The organism is Halomonas sp. TG39a, from assembly GCF_000744395.1.
GTDB lineage: Bacteria > Pseudomonadota > Gammaproteobacteria > Pseudomonadales > Halomonadaceae > Vreelandella > Vreelandella ventosae_B.
This window is the reverse complement of record NZ_JQLV01000001.1, coordinates 1,072,022-1,088,333: the sequence shown is the minus strand read 5'-3', so window position 1 is coordinate 1,088,333 and position 16,312 is coordinate 1,072,022. Positions and strand designations below refer to the sequence as shown.

Sequence of the window (16,312 nt, the reverse complement as noted above, 5' to 3'; positions counted from 1 at the left end):
CCCGTTATGGGGGAGTAATTAAAGGGAGTCACTCACCTACGATAGTCTCGTTACTCACCCTGATGGCGCTGGAAGCGCTGGATATCGCGGCGCTGCTTTTTGTCGGGGCGCTTGAGCGGGTGCTGCATCGCTTCGTTAGTGAGGCGTCTTGCTTCGGCCTCTTTAGCACGACGCTGCGCGCTCTCTGCGGTTTCCGCATAGAGCGTGCGCGCTTCTGGTGCCCCGCGGCGTTGATCCGAAAGCGATAAGACCTCTACCTCCAATATCTCCCAGCCCTGGGGCACGCGAATAAGTGCACCGATTTCCACCTGCTTGCTGGTTTTAGCGCGGCCACCGTCGTAATTCACTTTCCCGCCCTCAATGGCTTTTTTAGCCAGTGCGCGGGTCTTAAAAAATCGTGCGGCCCACAGCCATTTATCCAAGCGTACGCTGTCGCTCATGAACGCTCTCCTTGCGTTGCTGAAAACTGATGTGGCAGTTGCTCGGGAAACAGATGCGCAAAGCGGTCTAGGGCAATAAATTCCTGTAACTCTTTTTCAGGCCGCTGGCTGTCTGGCTGTTTAATGCCCAGTAGATGCTTAATCCCAAACTCACGAGCGCTCTCTAACACGCGGGCGTTATCATCGATAAACAGCGTACGCGCGGGATCAAAGGCCTCAATTTCCTGCAGGGCAAACCAGAATGCTTGTTCCTCTTTGGCAGCCCCCACGTCCTCGGAAGAGACGATAGCGTCCAGGTAGCCTTCTAGGCCGGTGAGGGGTAGCTTCAGGGCAAGACTGGCGCGATCGGCGTTAGTGGCGAGCACTACCCGCGGGTGGGCCTGTTTTAGCCATTTGAGAAAATCCAGCGCGTCGCTGCGCAGGCCTATCAAGTGTTGGACTTCGCGCTTCAGAGCGACGATATCCACACCCAGCTCGCGGCTCCAGTACGCCAGGCTGTACCAGTTCAAGGTGCCCTGCTCGCCGATAATACGTGCACGCAGGGCTTCTTGAGAGGCTTCATCCAGTTGGTGCAACTCACGGTAGCGCCGCGGCAGATGCTCCAGCCAAAAGTGGCTGTCGAAGTGTAAATCCAGCAGCGTGCCGTCCATGTCTAAGAGGACGGTGTCTATCTCGCGCCAATCAATCATTGCCGCTCCAGTCACGTTAGGAGTAAGCGTGCTATTGTAGCGTAACCGCCTTTTACCAGCCATGGAGGCCCACTGTTATGTCGACGTTCCCGCCAACGCACAACCCCTTCAATCACCCCGACGATGCCAACATTAACCGCTCCGGGTACCAGCAAAAGCCACAGATTTTGGCGCGCAAGCGCGTTGCCGAAAGTCGCTTATTCCAGATTGAGTCATTGGATTTGCGCTTTTCTAATGGCGAGGAGCGCCAATTTGAGCGCTTAACCGGCGCTGATCGCGGTGCGGTGATGATGGTGGCGATGCCCGATCCCGACCATGTGCTGCTGATCCGGGAATATGCCGCAGGGTTTGAAGATTATGTGCTGACCCTTCCAAAGGGATTGGTCGACCCCGGTGAAGATATTATCACCGCAGCCAACCGCGAACTGATGGAAGAGTGTGGCGTTGGCGCTCACCGCATTGAACCGCTGGTCGAGCTTTCGCTGGCGCCCAACTATATGCGCCACCGTATGCAGGTACTCCTCGCCACCGACCTGTACCCCAAGCGCCTGCCAGGGGATGAGCCAGAGCCGTTGATTGTGGAAACCCACGCCATTGAGGAGCTCCCCGCCCTACTACTGCGCGAAGATTTTCACGAAGCCCGCGCTATCGCCGCGCTCTATATCGCCCGGGATAGGTTGCGGGAAGAGAAACGCAATAGCGCGACGGATTTGCTTTGATTGGGTGGTGAAGCGTGAGAAGAAAGGAGTGAATAGTGCGCGGAGTAGCAAGCCGCCCAGAGGCCTTGCCACCCCAACCCCGGCACCGCTTCGCGCTGCTTCCGCGGGTGCGCTGACGCTTACGCCGCGCTACGAAAACCCACTCACGATTCACCCCTCACCCCTCACCCCTCACCCCTCCCCCCTCACATCAATGGTTCTTCAATGCGATCCAGCGCCGTTGACGGTGGCTGTCTAAGCCTGCTTCCAGCAAGACCATTGAGCGCAGGGCGTCGTCGACGCTGACCGGTAGCGGTGCTTTATCGCGGATAGCAGCGGTGATGCCTTGATAATACGCCAGATAATCGCCCGGCAGGGTAGGAAGCTCACGGCGCGTTAGCGGCGCGTTTTCGCCCTCTCCTTCGCGCAGTGTCAGGGTGCCATTTTGGGTATCTTCGCCCCATTGGGATGTCGGCACTTCGCCTGCTTTTAAGCGATCCTCTTGAGGGTCTAAGCCGTATTTTATGAAGCTGCCTTGGGTGCCATTAATCCGAAAGCGTGGCGTCGGTTCCGCCACCAGCGTGCCCGCCGCCAAGGTAACGCGAAAGCTTTCGTAGTCGAGCAGCGCGAGGAAGTCATCGTCGGCCTTGGCGCCATCCCGCAGTGCGCCAAGCTCCAGCAGGATTGCGTGGGGCATGCCAAACAGTTCGCAGGCTTGATCCAGAAGGTGTGGGCCCAGGTCGTACCAGATACCACCACCGGGGGTGGCTTTCTCGCGCCAGCGGTCGCGAACTTCCGGGCGAAAGCGGTCAAAATGGGATTCAAAATTCACCAGCCGACCTAATGTTCCCGCCGCCAGCAGATCTTTAACGGTCAAGAAATCGCTATCCCAGCGGCGATTATGGAACACCGACAGCAGACACTCTTTGTCATCTGCTAACTTTTTGAGCAGTTTGCCTTCTGAAAGCGTGACCGTAAACGGCTTATCAACCACGACGTGCTTGCCCGCCGTTAGGGCCGCTTTAGCGAGCGAAAAATGAGTATCGTTGGGCGTGGGAATTACGATCAGATCAATATCGCTACGCTTACAGAGGTCCAGCGCTTGGCTCTCAACCTCAACATTGGGAAGAGACGCCTCTACCTTGGCCGCATTGCTTGACGACACTGCCACCAAATCCAGGCCTTCCGTGGCCTGGATCAGCGGTGCGTGGAAGGTTTGGCTAGCGAAACCGTAGCCCACTAACCCAACGTTAATAATCGCCTTCATTTGATTCCTTACTCGGATTGTTGCGAATGTCGATTGCGTGTATCAGCTGTGAGTATCAATCGAGCTTGCTTAGATCCCGAACCGCCCCTTTGTCGGCGGAGGTCGCCAATAGGGCATAGGCTTTAAGCGCTGGAGTAATCTTGCGGGGGCGCTGTTCAACTGGCTTCCAGGCTGTGACACCTTTGGCGTCCATCGCTTCGCGGCGAGCCGCTAGCTCAGCGTCGGTCAGTTTGACGTTGATCGCCCGGTTGGGGATATCGATACGGATCAGGTCGCCCTGCTCAATCAAACCAATCGCGCCACCCGCCGCGGCCTCCGGGGAGACATGGCCAATGGAGAGCCCTGAGGTGCCCCCCGAGAAGCGTCCATCGGTCAGCAGCGCGCAGGCCTTGCCTAGCCCTTTGGATTTTAGGTAAGAGGTCGGGTAGAGCATTTCCTGCATACCGGGGCCGCCTTTGGGGCCTTCGTAGCGAATCACTACCACATCGCCCTCTTTGACTTTATCCGCCAGCACATCGGCAACGGCCTGATCCTGGGACTCCACCACATGGGCGGGGCCTTCAAACACCAGGATTGAGTCATCGACACCGGCGGTTTTGACCACACAGCCATCCAGCGCGATATTGCCGTAGAGCACCGCCAAGCCGCCCTGCTGTGAGAAAGCGTGTTCAAGGTCACGAATACAGCCGGTAGCGCGGTCGCCATCCAGACTCGGCCAGCGAGCACTTTGGGAAAACGCCGTTTGGGTGGGAATGCCACCCGGCCCGGCTTTAAAGAACTCAACCACTTCAGCGCTTGGCGAGCGCATGATATCCCACTCATCCAGCGCGGCTTTGAGGCTATCGCCGTACACGGTGGGTACCGACGTATCCAGCACCCCGGCACGATCCAGCTCGCCTAGAATGGCCATGATACCACCGGCCCGGTGAACGTCTTCGATGTGATACTTCTGGGTATTGGGCGCCACTTTACATAGCTGAGGCACTTCACGGGAGAGGCGGTCTATATCCGACATGGTAAAGTCCACCTCGGCTTCCTGGGCCGCCGCCAGGAAGTGCAGGATGGTATTGGTCGAGCCGCCCATGGCGATATCCAGGGTCATGGCATTTTTAAACGCTGCCTTGGAGGCAATGGCACGGGGCAGCAGGTGCGCCTCGTCGCCTTCGTAGTAGCGCTTGGCCAGCTCGACAATGCGATGCCCCGCGGTTTCAAACAAGCGGCGGCGATCCGAGTGAGTGGCCAGCACCGTGCCGTTGCCCGGCAGCGCCAAGCCCAGCGCTTCAGTCAGGCAGTTCATTGAGTTGGCGGTAAACATACCCGAACAGCTGCCGCAGGTGGGGCAGGCGCTGCGCTCTACTTCCGCCAAAGTCTCATCGTCTACGCTGTCGTCAGCGGCCATGACCATGGCATCGACGAGATCCAGCCCATGGTTAAGCAGCTTGGTTTTACCCGCTTCCATGGGGCCGCCGGAAACAAAGACAACCGGAATATTGAGGCGCAGAGCCGCCATCAGCATCCCAGGAGTGATTTTGTCGCAGTTGGAAATACAAACCAGCGCATCGGCGCAGTGGGCGTTGCACATATACTCGACACTGTCAGCGATCAGATCACGGCTGGGCAGTGAGTAGAGCATGCCGTCGTGGCCCATGGCGATGCCGTCGTCCACCGCGATGGTATTAAACTCTTTGGCAACACCACCGGCTTTCTCAATCTCTCGCGCCACCAGCTGGCCCATATCTTTTAAGTGAACATGGCCCGGCACAAACTGGGTAAAGGAGTTGGCGACCGCAATAATCGGTTTTTGAAAGTCGCCGTCCTGCATACCCGTGGCACGCCACAGGGCGCGGGCACCGGCCATATTGCGGCCAGCGGTGGTGGTACGTGAGCGATACTCTGGCATGGCGTCCTCTACTGTCTACTTTTTACTGTCTATTATTTATCAGACCACAGCATAAAAGGGCGTGGGCTGGTGTTAATCCAACGGCCTTAGATTGTGGCATGGGTGCTGCGTAGAGACTAGATGCAGAGGCGAGATGCAGAGAGTAGGGCAAAGACGAGATTTAGCGCCCTCCATGGCGCCGAAGAGTTAAAACGTTTCCCACGCCTCTTCCGTTGGTTGTGCCTGGGCAGTGCGTTGCGGAGAGCTGTGCTGAGGTGCGGCTAGTGCTTGGGGAGCTGGTGCTGATAATGGAGTAGGTGTAAGTTTAAGCAAGCGCTCGCGGGCGGTCTCGCTGCTCTCATCTGCTGCGCCCTCTAAGCGGAAGGCGGCAATCACATTAGCCAGTTCCAGGGCTTCCTGGGTGAGGTTCTGGGCGGCGCTGGAAATCGACTGTACCTTGGAGGCGTTCTGTTGGGTAACGTGATCCATTTCCGAGACGGCGGTATTTATTTGCGCGATACCGCTGCTCTGTTCATCGGACGCGGTGCTGATCTCTTCCATAATATCACTGACTTTCATCACCTGAGTAACGACCTGCTCAATCGCGGCTTCGGCCTCTCTCACAGCCTGGGCGCCGCCGTTAATCTCCTCGGAGGAGGCGTCGATTAAGCGGCGAATTTCGCCTGCGGCATCGGCACTTCGCCCGGCTAAGTTACGCACTTCGTTAGCCACTACCGCAAAGCCACGCCCCTGCTCGCCGGCCCTTGCGGCTTCCACCGAGGCATTCAGCGCCAAAATATTGGTTTGAAAAGCGATGCCGTCAATCACACTAATGATATCGGTCATTTTATTGGCGCTAGCAGCAATGCGCTCCATACGCTCAACCAGCGCCTGCATGCGCTCGCCAGTTTCCCGGCTGGTCGTCGCATTTTGCATGGCCAACTGATTGGCCTGGCGGGCGTTTTCAGTGTTTTGCTGCACGGTTGCGGTCATTTGATCCATGCTCGAAGCGGTTTGCTGCAGCGAGGACGCCTGCTGCTCGGTGCGCGACGCCAGGTCTTCATTCTGCTGTTTGATGTGTTCGGACGCAGGTGTCACCACATCGACTTTGTTGCCCACCTCGGTAATCAGCCCCGACAAGCTGGCACGCATGGTTTCCAGCGAACTCAGCAACTCGCCTAACTCGTCATTACGCTTTAAAGTCACTCGGTTGGCGAGGTTACCCGCAGCGATTTGGAACGTTACCCGGCGCGCCTCGTTGAGCGATTTAATCAGCGATTTAAGGACTGCCATGCTGAGGCCGACCATTAATATGATACCTAGCAGGAGAACACCTAACTGGCCGTATAAGAGCCCTTGCTGTTGCTGCTCGGCGTTTTCCATCAAGGTTTGAGCGGCCGCTCGCTCCTGGTCCACCAATACATTGATAGTGGCACTAATACTCTCAGAGGTAGGTTGCACGGTGTCATTAAAGGCTTCAAAAGCGGCAAAGCCGTTGCCATCACGGATAGCGGTTAGGGTGGTATCGGCACTTTCGTTAAAGGTGGTGAGGTGCGCTGTTAGCCCTTCCTGCACACTGCTTGTTTCGCGTTGCGCGCTATAGCCTTGCCATGACGCTTCAATAGCGGTGCTCATGGTGGCTAGTTGTGTATCCAGCACATCGAGATCTGCACGCCGCGGGTTACGCACCGCAGGCTCTAACACCTGGATCACTTGGCTAACGCGCTGACCAATCTGCTGAAGATCGGTGATGCCTTCAAGACCGGTTTGATTGAGCGTTCGCAGCCGTTCAGCGGAACTGGTTAAGCCATAAACCCCTGCTGCCCCCGCCATTACCAATAAGATAATAGACGCCAACACCATGCCGATTAGCTTGGCCTGGATACTGCTGAAACTAAAACGTTGCGCCCAACCCCGCAGCCCCGTGCGGCGTAACGCACCATAATGAAGCTTAAAGCCACGTATTTTGCCCTGTTGCATTGCAGTGTACACGCGCTCAGCCCGGGCAACGGCCTTAGCCGAGGCTTTGCGCCGGATAGAGGTATAGCCCACAACACGCTCACCATCGAGCAGCGGTGCAATGGTGGTATGTATCCAATACGCCTCTCCACTTTTACGGCGATTTTTGATCAGTCCTTGCCAGCTTTTACCGGCTTCAATGGTTGACCATAGATTTTGAAAAACGCCTGTTGGCATTGTCGGGTGGCGGAACAAGCTATGGGCTTCGCCCATTATCTCTTCCAGCGAATAACCGCTCACCTCCACAAAGGTCTGGTTGACGTAGGTGATTCTGCCCTGAAGATCCGAGCGTGAGATCAACACTTCGTCATCGGCTAGCTCATAAACAGCGGATGCTGCTTGTTCGGCATTTTGCATTTAGAACCCCTACTTTTTATTGAAGGCTTGCGCCATCTTTAGGCTTAGCGGTTCCCTAACACTAAGCCTTTTCAATTAGAGGTGATGCATGAAATATGCCACCGCAAAGGGTGGCATATGATTAAAACGAATAAAGGCAAATCAATCACCTAACCGCGTTGCCTGGGGTACTAGAATTCTTCCCATTGGTCGGCGCGTGGTTGCGTTGCGGGTGGCTTAGCGCCACGCTGCTCGGCAGGCCCGGGCAAACTTTGGGCTGCTTTGCTGAGGGCTTGGTTGGCGCGCTGTAACTTCGCTCGCGCCTCTTTGATGCTCTCATCTTGGGCACCTTCCAAACGGAACGCATCAACCACGTTGGCGAGTTCATAGGCTTCAAGGGAGAGGTTGTCGGCTGACGCCGCAATCGACTGCACTTTAGAGGCATTCTGCTGGGTGACAAGATCCATTTCGGCAATCGCCGAGTTAATTTGCCCTATCCCGCTGCTCTGCTCACTGGAAGCCGTGCTAATCGATTCCATCAGCTCACTGACCCGGCTGACCTGCTTAGAGACCTCTTCAATTGCCCGCTCCGCCTGCTCCACCGCACTGCGGCCACCGCTGACTTCCTGGGTGGTGCTATCAATCATCTTACGGATTTCCTGGGCGGCATCCGCGCTACGACCAGCTAGATTGCGCACTTCACTGGCGACAACCGCAAAGCCGCGGCCGTGTTCGCCCGCGCGCGCAGCTTCAACCGACGCATTCAGCGCCAGGATATTGGTTTGGAAGGCAATACCGTCGATCACGCTGATCATCTCGGTCATCTTTTCAGCACTCTGGGCGATACGCTGCATGCGCTCCACCAGCTTTTGCATTTGCTGACCGGTCTCCCGAGTACTTGCCGCATTTTGCACCGCCAGGTCGGTAGCCTGACGGGCATTCTCAGTATTCTGCTGAACCGTCGAGGTCATCTCCTCCATACTCGAGGCGGTCTGCTGAAGCGACGATGCCTGCTGCTCGGTACGCGAAGAGAGCTCTTCGTTTTCAGCAGCTATCTGCTGAATTGCCGGAGTGACCACAGAGACACGATTCTCTACATCACCCACGATGCTGGAAAGGCTAAAACGCATGGTGTCCAAGGAGTAAAGCAGCTCGCCCAGTTCATCGTTGGTTTGACGCCGCTCACGGGCGGCCAGGTTACCCGCGGCAATTTGGAAAGTGATATAGCGCGCGCCGGACAAACTGCGAAACACCGACTTCAGAATCATCACGCTTAGGCCGATCATGACTAAAAAGCCCACTGCCAGTAGCACCAATTGCGCTATTAGCAGCTGTTGACGCCCGCCTTGCGCGTTGGCGACCAACGCTTCGGCATCGGCGCGCACCTTTTCGACCAGCGTGCTGTTCATCTCACGTAGTGATTCAGTCGTCGGCACCACTGTGTCATTAAAGGCTTCAAAGGCCGCAAACCCATTGCCCACTTGAATCGCTTCAAGGGTTGTTTGCACCCCGTTTATCCAGGTAGCCAACGTACTGTCAAAGACCTGGGCGGACTCATCCGTCACCGCATCACCCGCGTAGTAATCCGCCCACAGCGTTTGCATGGCTTCGGTGTATTGGCCTATGTCTGCGTTGACGGCATCCAGGTCAGCGCGGCGGGGGCTGCGCACTGCAGGCTCAAGCGTCTCAAGCGTTTGGCCAATATGGCGTTCGATATGCTGCAACGAGGCGACATCACCCAATCCGGAGCGATTAATGGTTTCTAGCCGTTCACCGGAGATCATCACCGCGTATACGCCTAATCCACCCGAAAGGCAGAGCAGCAGCAGCGATGCCACGACCATGCTGGTGAGCTTGGCTTTCAAGCTAGAGAACTGAAAGCGCGACAGCATACCTGTCAAGCCTTTACGCCGCAGTGTGCCTTGAGCCAGCTTATAATGGCGGGACTTGCCCTTTTCGCGAATGTCGGCGTAGACTTTTTCTGCCCGGGCAACGGCTTTACCGGCAGCTTTGCGGCGCACAGAAGTGTAGCCAACGATACGCTCACCGTCCCGCAGTGGCGCGACCGTAGCATGCACCCAGTAGTGATCGCCGTTTTTACGTCGGTTTTTGACTACGCCTTGCCACGTTGTCCCCGCTTGAATCGTTTTCCAGAAGTCTGCATACGCGGCTTCAGGCATATCTGGATGACGAAGAAGGTTGTGAGGAGAGCCGATTAGCTCTTCACGGCTATAGCCACTGACCTCAACGAAGGTGGGATTGGCATAAGTGACATTGCCTTTTAGATCCGAGCGGGAGATCAATACCGCCTCTTCGCTCAGGACATACTCGCGTTGCGTCACAGGCTGGTTATTGCGCATCAGTTCTCCAAGAATTAGATATTCTTAATTTTTATTCAATCATACGCTATTATCGCTAGGGTTCTTGTCAGCAAACCAGTGAACAAATGTAAAAAAAGCGCCTTACTTTGGTAAGACGCTTAATAAAAGGGCAAATAGCCTCTGCAAGGAATTAAATAAACGTTCTATCAGCGGCCAAACACCACATTGGCCACATCACGGTAGCGTTTCGCAAAGTGCACCGTCATGCCCTCTTTTAGGTAGTCGGGCAGCTCTTGATAATCGCGTTTATTGGCATCGGGCAGAATTAATTCAAAAATATCGCTGCGCCTTGCGGCAATCACTTTCTCGCGGATCCCCCCCACGGGTAGCACCTGGCCGGTTAGGGTTAACTCGCCGGTCATTGCCAGTGGCCGATCGATCGCATGGTGCTTGGCCAGCGAGAGCAGTGCGGTGGTCATGGTGACACCAGCCGAGGGGCCATCTTTGGGCGTGGCGCCTTCGGGCACATGCAAATGCACAAACGCCGAGTCAAAGAAGTCTGCATCGGCGCCATACTCCTGTAGATGACCTAAAGTATAGCTGTAAGCGATGTTAGCGGACTCCTGCATCACTTCGCCGAGCTTGCCGGTGAGCTTAAAGCCACGATCCAGCGAGTGTACTTTGCCCGCTTCGATGGGCAGCGTCGCCCCTCCCATGGAGGTCCACGCCAGACCGGTCACCACCCCTTCGCCGGTAAGCACCTTTTCCTTACGGAAAATCGGCGCACCTAAGAACTCCTCAAGATTTTTAACCGATATCTTGACCGTCTCGCCCTCTTCTTCGAGCAGTTTAACGGCCGATTTACGCACAATGCGGTGCAGCTGTTTCTCCAACTGGCGTACGCCGGCTTCCCGGGCGTAGCCTTCAATTACCTGCTTTAAGGCCGCATCGGACAAGCTGATGCGTTTTTTCGTCAGATTGTCGCGCTTGAGCAGTTTCGGCCATAGGTGGTTCTTAGCTATCGCCAGTTTTTCTTCGGCGATATAGCCGGAAAGACGTATCTGCTCCATGCGATCCAGCAGTGGCCCAGGAATCGAGTCCAGGGTGTTGGCGGTGCATATGAACAGCACCTTGGAGAGATCCATGCGCACGTCGAGGTAGTGATCAAGAAAGTCGACGTTTTGCTCAGGGTCGAGCACCTCCAGCAGTGCCGAGGCGGGGTCGCCCTGGAAGGACTGCCCTAGCTTGTCGATCTCATCCAACATGATAACGGGGTTTTCGACCTCGACCTCTTTAAAGGCCTGCACCAATTTGCCGGGCATAGCGCCCACATAGGTACGCCGATGGCCTTTGATTTCCGCTTCATCGCGCATGCCGCCCACCGAGAAGCGGTAGAACTGGCGCCCCAGGGCTTCGGCGATCGAACGCCCGATGGAGGTTTTACCTACCCCCGGCGGGCCGACCAACAGCACAATCGAGCCGCCTACGTCGCCTTTAAAAGTGCCCTCGGCCAGAAATTCGATGATGCGCTCTTTAACGTCTTTCAAGCCGTCGTGGTCACGATCCAGCACTTGGCGGGCGTGGGGTAGGTCCAACTGATCTTGGCTGGTCACCCCCCAGGGCAGTGAGGTGAGCCAATCCAGGTAGTTGCGCGTGGTGCCGTACTCCGGCGAACCGGTCTCCAGCACGCTGAGTTTGTTGAGCTCATCGTCAATGCGCGATTGCACGCGCTCGGGCACGACCAGCGATTCAAGACGCGCTCTAAAGGTATCCACATCGTTTTCGCGATCATCTTTGGAGATACCCAGTTCACGCTGGATGACCTTGAGCTGCTCACGCAGGAAAAACTCGCGCTGGCGATCCTGCATTTGCGCGTTGACCTGCTCGCTGATCTCGCCCTGCAGCAGCGCCACATCGATCTCTTTGCGCAGCAGCGGCAGCACTTTCTGCATCCGCTCTTCCACCGACAGGGTGGCCAGCACATCCTGCAGTTCGGGGCCTTTGGCGGAGGTGATCGCGGCGGCAAAATCGGTCAACGGCCCCGGCTGATGGGGGCTGAAGCGGTTGAGGTAGTGTTTGAGCTCTTCCCCATACAGCGGATTAATCGGCAGCAGTTCCTTAATGCCGTTGATAATCGCCATGGCGTAGGCGCGGGTCTCTTCATTCTCCGCGTCAACCGGCTCTTTCGGATAAGTGACTTCGACGAGATAAGGCGGCTCTTTAGACAACCAACGGGTAATCTTAAAGCGCTGAAGACCTTGGGCGATAAACTGAATTTGATCATCTTCGCCCTTGAGTTTATGCACTTTGACCGCGGTACCGATTTCGGGGAAACCTTCGTGGTCAAGAGAGGTAACGCCCTGTTCACCCACAAAGGCAACGCCTAGGGTGTGGTGCGGCGTGTTGCCCACGCGGCGCATGGTCTCTTCCCAGCGCTCACGATTGACCACCAGGGGTTGCACCTGGGCAGGGAAGAAAGGTCGATTATGGATAGGCAAGAGATAAATACGTTCAGGCAGCATTTCGCTGGCGGGCACGAGGGAGTTTACTCGTTCGCCGTCAGAGCGAAAATCTTCACTGCCCTTCTCATCAGCCGTCGTTGAGGATGACTGTTCATCATCAGTTTGCCAGTCAAGGTGTTCATTATCACGTTCGTAATCCTGGTCGCTCATGCATCCTCCAATGAACCGGTACTGGCGGTGAGAACCGCCTAGCGTTGTCCATGGAATGCGGGCAGTGCAGCTAAACTTCAACCCTTGGGGAGTAGAACAGCCTGCTTAACAGCGCTACCTGCGAGCGTAGGTAAGCGTTGCTTTTAAATTATTGAGGCCAAAGCTCGGGCATTGGGCGACCATTGATTCGCCATACGCCGCGTACCACATCAAATTGCAGCTCACGGGTGCCGAGCGGCAGCCCTAACCATAGCGCAGCGACGGTAGGCGCATCGTGCCAGGTGAAATCGCCATCAATACGCTCCAACCACTTCGCCTGCTCTTTCTTATTATCCAGATTAACCACACTCAGCTCATCCAACTGGCGGGCATCAAAAAACAGTGCGCCATCCGCATCCAGGCGAATACCTAGCAGCGGACTGTCGATGGCAACGGTCATCACATCTAAACGCGGCGAGTCGCTAAGCACTTTGCGCAAATCCGGCTCAAGGCGTGCCAGCAAGCCTTCGGCCATGGGTAGGCTAGCGTCTCCCCAAGCGGCTTCCTGCCGCAAACGGCGAATCACGTGGCGTACCGCATCGGCATTCAGGCGGGAGAGTTCCATCTCTATGCGGCCATTAAGTAGCGGCATGTCCGGCGCTTCAGAAGGCACCATCACATCACCTACCTCTAAGTCACCTTTGATACGCAGCTCGCTCTCATCCAGCACCATATGACTATTCAGGTCGAGGGGCGAAAGTTGGATATCGTAGGAGGGGTAGCTCAGCGTCATTGTTTCAATATGCAGGTGATCGCGCTGAGCAAAGTGGTAGGCACCGTCGGTATAGGTGTAGCGGCTTTCCAACGCCGTGGGGCCTAGCGCTAGCTGGGCCATGCCATCGGTGAGGGTGAGTTGGTCAAACAGCGCGCGTAGCCGCCAATCGCCAAACACGCCTTCCAGGCGTAGCCGACCGCCGCGAACGGCTAAGTCGCGGCCATTTTGTTGAATAACGAAGGGAGCAAGCGCCAGGCGCAGCTCGCTATGACCGCTCAGGGTGTGGTAACGCCCTTGCCAGCGCGGCACAGAGGGGGCAGTGACTTCGCCCAAGGCTTGCTGCAACACAGTATCCAGGCGCGGTAACACAGTGCCTTCGACATCTGTGGTTAAGATACCGTGACGCGCATTATAGGTCAGCTCAAGACGCCAGGGGCGACCCAATAGCGGTGAAAGAATCAGCCTACCTTGGGAGCTTAGCCAGCCCTGATGACTCTCAGTACGATTGACGCGCCACTCTCCCCGCGCCTCCAAATCTTCGAGCGCTTGGCGCAGGCTGCGCTCAAAAAGCACGCTGGAGAGGAGCTGCGCTGCCATCCACACCACCGCGATAATTGCCAGTGTGGGGACAATCAGACGTTCCTTGCGCATGCTACCTCCTTGAAGCCAACGCCTTGCAGTCAATGCACTCGAAAAAAGTTATCAACCGCTCCTGATCTCTATTTACCACTTACCACTTACCAAGTTTAGTGAAGCCAGAACCACAGGTGCATAGTACTCCAGGCGTAGGCCCCGGCCATCACATCATCGATCATAATACCAAAACCGCCCGCTACGCGGCGGTCTGCCCAGCGTATCGGCCAGGGTTTAAAGACATCGAAGATGCGAAATACCACAAACCCCCATAGCGCAGCTTCCCACGAAAAAGGCACCGCCGCCATGGTCAGCCAGTAACCCACAAACTCGTCCCAAACGATGCCAGAGTGATCGTGGACACCTAGATCGTGAGATGTTTTATCGCACAGCCAAACGCCAATAACAAAGGTGACAAAACAAATACTCAGGTACCACCCCAGGGGCAGTTCCGCCATCATCCAGTAGAACGGAATGGCTGCCAGGGTGCCAAAGGTACCGGGTGCCCAAGGCACAGCGCCGCTGCCTAAGCCAAAGGCAAAAAAATGTGTTGGACGGCGCCAGACACTTTTAGGTGCACGATTCATGGCGCTTCCCCACTAAAATGCTGCCAGCCGGCGTAGCTGCTTAGGTCACTCTGGTCAGAGGCCCTCACGCCGAGCGATTCGCAACAGTGACCAATGACGGTCAGCGTCAAGCCTAATGGCGCAAGGCGCTGCTGCGCCGTGGCTACATCGTTAGCACGCAATGTCACTAGCAGCTCATAATCATCGCCGCCGGAAAGCGCCGCCTGTAAAGCAGCCTCCCGACCTAGCGTGCTTTCCAGCTCATCAGCTAATGGCAGCGCGTCTAACGCGATGACGGCCCCTACTTGCGAAGCCTCGCGAAGATGGGCTAGATCCGCCAGCAGGCCGTCGGAAATATCCAGCGCCGCGGTGGCTAGGCCACGTAGCGCCAAGCCCGCGGCTAAGCGCGGCTGCGGCAACAGATAGCGACTTAGCAGCGGATGCGCTACATCACGCTCGCCCCGCTGCCAAAGCACCAGCCCGCCTGCCCCGCCGCCCAATGCGCCGGTGACGGCGATCAGGTCACCCGCCCGGGCACCGCCACGGGTCAAGGCTTCACCCACTGGGACTTCGCCCATCACGGTGACGCCGATGGAGAGCGCACCAGAAGTGACATCCCCCCCCACCAGCGTTGTGTCGTGCTGCTGGTTGAGGGAATGAAAGCCACGCGCATAGTCTGCCAGCCAAGCATGGACAGCTTCATCATCGGCAAATTGACGCTGATCCAGGGTCAACGCCATTAAGCACCAGCGTGAAGTCGCCCCCATGGCGGCCAAATCGCTCAGCGCAACGGCCAAGGCACGGTGGCCCACCGCAAATGCCGGGGCTTCGCGGGGAAAGTGTACATTCACCACCGAGGTATCAACGCTTACGGCCAGCTGTTGACCTGCTGGCGGTACCAGTAGCGTGGCATCGTCTCCACATCCTAGTGTGACGCCATTTGACGCGGTCGACGCCTCCTGCGACGACATAAAGTAGCGTCGAATCAAATCAAATTCGGCAAGCACAAAGGCCCCTTAAACGCATTGTCATACCGCTCGCGTTCAGAGACGACGAGCGGTGACCTCGGCACTACGCAAGCGAATAGCCAGCTTGTCGAGAATACCGTTCACGTATTTATGGCCGTCGGTGGCGCCAAATGACTTAGCCAGCTCAACGCCTTCGTTAATCACTACACGATAGGGTACTTCCATGCGCCGGGAAAGCTCGTAAGCGCCCAATCGCAGAATTGCCAACTCGACCGCATCAAGATCTTCCAGGCGGCGGTCTAACAGGGGAGAGATTTCACGGTCCAGTTCCACCTTAAAACGTACGGTATTATGGAGCAGCTCGTGAAACAGTGCCTTGTCGGCAATCTCCATCACCTTGACCCAGTTTTCATGATCTTCCAGATCATCATCAGCCACCTGGCTACGAAACTCGGCTTCAATAGTGGTGATGGATTTACCCGTCATGTGCCACTGATAAAGCCCCTGCACGGTTAACTCACGCGCTGCGTGGCGGCCCTGCTGAGCGGCAGAAGGTTTACGCTCGCTCATTGGTTATCTCCTAACGGCAGCGCGCGCAGCAGAGAGACCATTTCCATGGCCGCCATGGCCGCTTCGGTGCCTTTGTTACCGGCTTTGGTGCCCGCACGCTCAATCGCCTGTTCGATGTTTTCAACGGTTAATACGCCGTTAGCCACCGGGGTATCAAACTCAAGCTGCAAGTGATTGATCGCCGTATTGCAGCCGCCCGCCACATACTCAAAGTGAGGCGTTCCACCGCGAATGACTGCGCCCAGGGCAATTACTGCATCGGGTTTCATCACCTTTAGCACGCGCTTCACCGCCAACGGCAGTTCCCAGGCACCTGGCACGTGAACAATATGAATGTGCTCGGCGTCTACGCCGTGGCGGGTCAAGCTGTCGACGGCGCCTTCCACCAGGCTATCCACCACGTGATGGTTAAAACGGCCGACCACAATGACATAGTGGCCATCGACGTCAACAAAGGTACCTTCAACTTGAGTGAGGGAGTGCATCAATTTATTCCTGCT

Annotated in this window: 13 protein-coding genes; 1 reads left to right on the top strand and 12 read right to left on the bottom strand. The window is 56.5% G+C overall.

Going from position 1 to position 16,312, the window contains the following annotated elements; translation table 11 throughout:
- Nucleotides 1–50: 50 nt before the first annotated feature.
- Both U738_RS04790 and yrfG read right to left on the bottom strand, forming a co-directional pair.
- The gene (locus U738_RS04790) at nucleotides 51–440 is read right to left on the bottom strand and encodes an RNA-binding S4 domain-containing protein (RefSeq protein ID WP_035577854.1); all 390 of its coding nucleotides are present in this window, start codon (nucleotides 438–440) and stop codon (nucleotides 51–53) included.
- The gene (yrfG, locus tag U738_RS04785; protein WP_035577851.1) at nucleotides 437–1,129 is read right to left on the bottom strand and encodes a GMP/IMP nucleotidase; all 693 of its coding nucleotides are present in this window, start codon (nucleotides 1,127–1,129) and stop codon (nucleotides 437–439) included. The genes U738_RS04790 and yrfG overlap by 4 nt, the downstream gene beginning before the upstream one ends.
- Before the next feature lie 77 nt (nucleotides 1,130–1,206).
- Between yrfG and nudE the strand changes: the two genes are divergently transcribed.
- Nucleotides 1,207–1,848 (top strand): ADP compounds hydrolase NudE, encoded by a 642-nt coding sequence (nudE, locus tag U738_RS04780; RefSeq protein WP_231896730.1) that lies wholly within the window; start codon nucleotides 1,207–1,209, stop codon nucleotides 1,846–1,848.
- Between the two features lie 190 nt (nucleotides 1,849–2,038).
- Here nudE and U738_RS04775 read toward each other — a convergent pair whose 3' ends face one another.
- The 10 genes from U738_RS04775 to ribH all read right to left on the bottom strand — a co-directional run bounded on the left by U738_RS04775 (nucleotide 2,039) and on the right by ribH (nucleotide 16,297).
- Nucleotides 2,039–3,094 carry an oxidoreductase gene (locus U738_RS04775; protein WP_035577849.1) on the bottom strand — a complete coding sequence of 352 codons (1,056 nt, stop codon included), beginning with the start codon at nucleotides 3,092–3,094 and terminating at the stop codon, nucleotides 2,039–2,041.
- 55 nt (nucleotides 3,095–3,149) lie between these two features.
- Nucleotides 3,150–4,994 (bottom strand): dihydroxy-acid dehydratase, encoded by a 1,845-nt coding sequence (gene ilvD, locus U738_RS04770; protein ID WP_035577847.1) that lies wholly within the window; start codon nucleotides 4,992–4,994, stop codon nucleotides 3,150–3,152.
- Nucleotides 4,995–5,180: 186 nt separating this feature from the next.
- Nucleotides 5,181–7,349 carry a methyl-accepting chemotaxis protein gene (locus tag U738_RS04765; protein ID WP_035577844.1) on the bottom strand — a complete coding sequence of 723 codons (2,169 nt, stop codon included), beginning with the start codon at nucleotides 7,347–7,349 and terminating at the stop codon, nucleotides 5,181–5,183.
- A gap of 170 nt (nucleotides 7,350–7,519) precedes the next feature.
- The gene (locus U738_RS04760) at nucleotides 7,520–9,688 is read right to left on the bottom strand and encodes a methyl-accepting chemotaxis protein (protein ID WP_035577842.1); all 2,169 of its coding nucleotides are present in this window, start codon (nucleotides 9,686–9,688) and stop codon (nucleotides 7,520–7,522) included.
- A gap of 167 nt (nucleotides 9,689–9,855) precedes the next feature.
- Nucleotides 9,856–12,321, bottom strand: a complete 2,466-nt coding sequence (lon, locus tag U738_RS04755) for an endopeptidase La (RefSeq protein ID WP_035577841.1) — start codon at nucleotides 12,319–12,321, stop codon at nucleotides 9,856–9,858.
- A gap of 148 nt (nucleotides 12,322–12,469) precedes the next feature.
- Nucleotides 12,470–13,726 carry a DUF945 family protein gene (locus tag U738_RS04750; protein WP_035577840.1) on the bottom strand — a complete coding sequence of 419 codons (1,257 nt, stop codon included), beginning with the start codon at nucleotides 13,724–13,726 and terminating at the stop codon, nucleotides 12,470–12,472.
- Nucleotides 13,727–13,821: 95 nt separating this feature from the next.
- Nucleotides 13,822–14,295 (bottom strand): phosphatidylglycerophosphatase A family protein, encoded by a 474-nt coding sequence (locus U738_RS04745; RefSeq protein ID WP_022519723.1) that lies wholly within the window; start codon nucleotides 14,293–14,295, stop codon nucleotides 13,822–13,824.
- Nucleotides 14,292–15,281: a thiamine-phosphate kinase gene (thiL, locus tag U738_RS04740; protein ID WP_035577838.1), complete on the bottom strand. Its 990-nt coding sequence runs from the start codon at nucleotides 15,279–15,281 to the stop codon at nucleotides 14,292–14,294. The genes U738_RS04745 and thiL overlap by 4 nt, the downstream gene beginning before the upstream one ends.
- Nucleotides 15,282–15,317: 36 nt before the next feature.
- Nucleotides 15,318–15,812 (bottom strand): transcription antitermination factor NusB, encoded by a 495-nt coding sequence (nusB, locus tag U738_RS04735; protein WP_035577836.1) that lies wholly within the window; start codon nucleotides 15,810–15,812, stop codon nucleotides 15,318–15,320.
- Nucleotides 15,809–16,297 (bottom strand): 6,7-dimethyl-8-ribityllumazine synthase, encoded by a 489-nt coding sequence (gene ribH / locus U738_RS04730; protein WP_035577834.1) that lies wholly within the window; start codon nucleotides 16,295–16,297, stop codon nucleotides 15,809–15,811. The genes nusB and ribH overlap by 4 nt, the downstream gene beginning before the upstream one ends.
- Nucleotides 16,298–16,312: the final 15 nt, after the last annotated feature.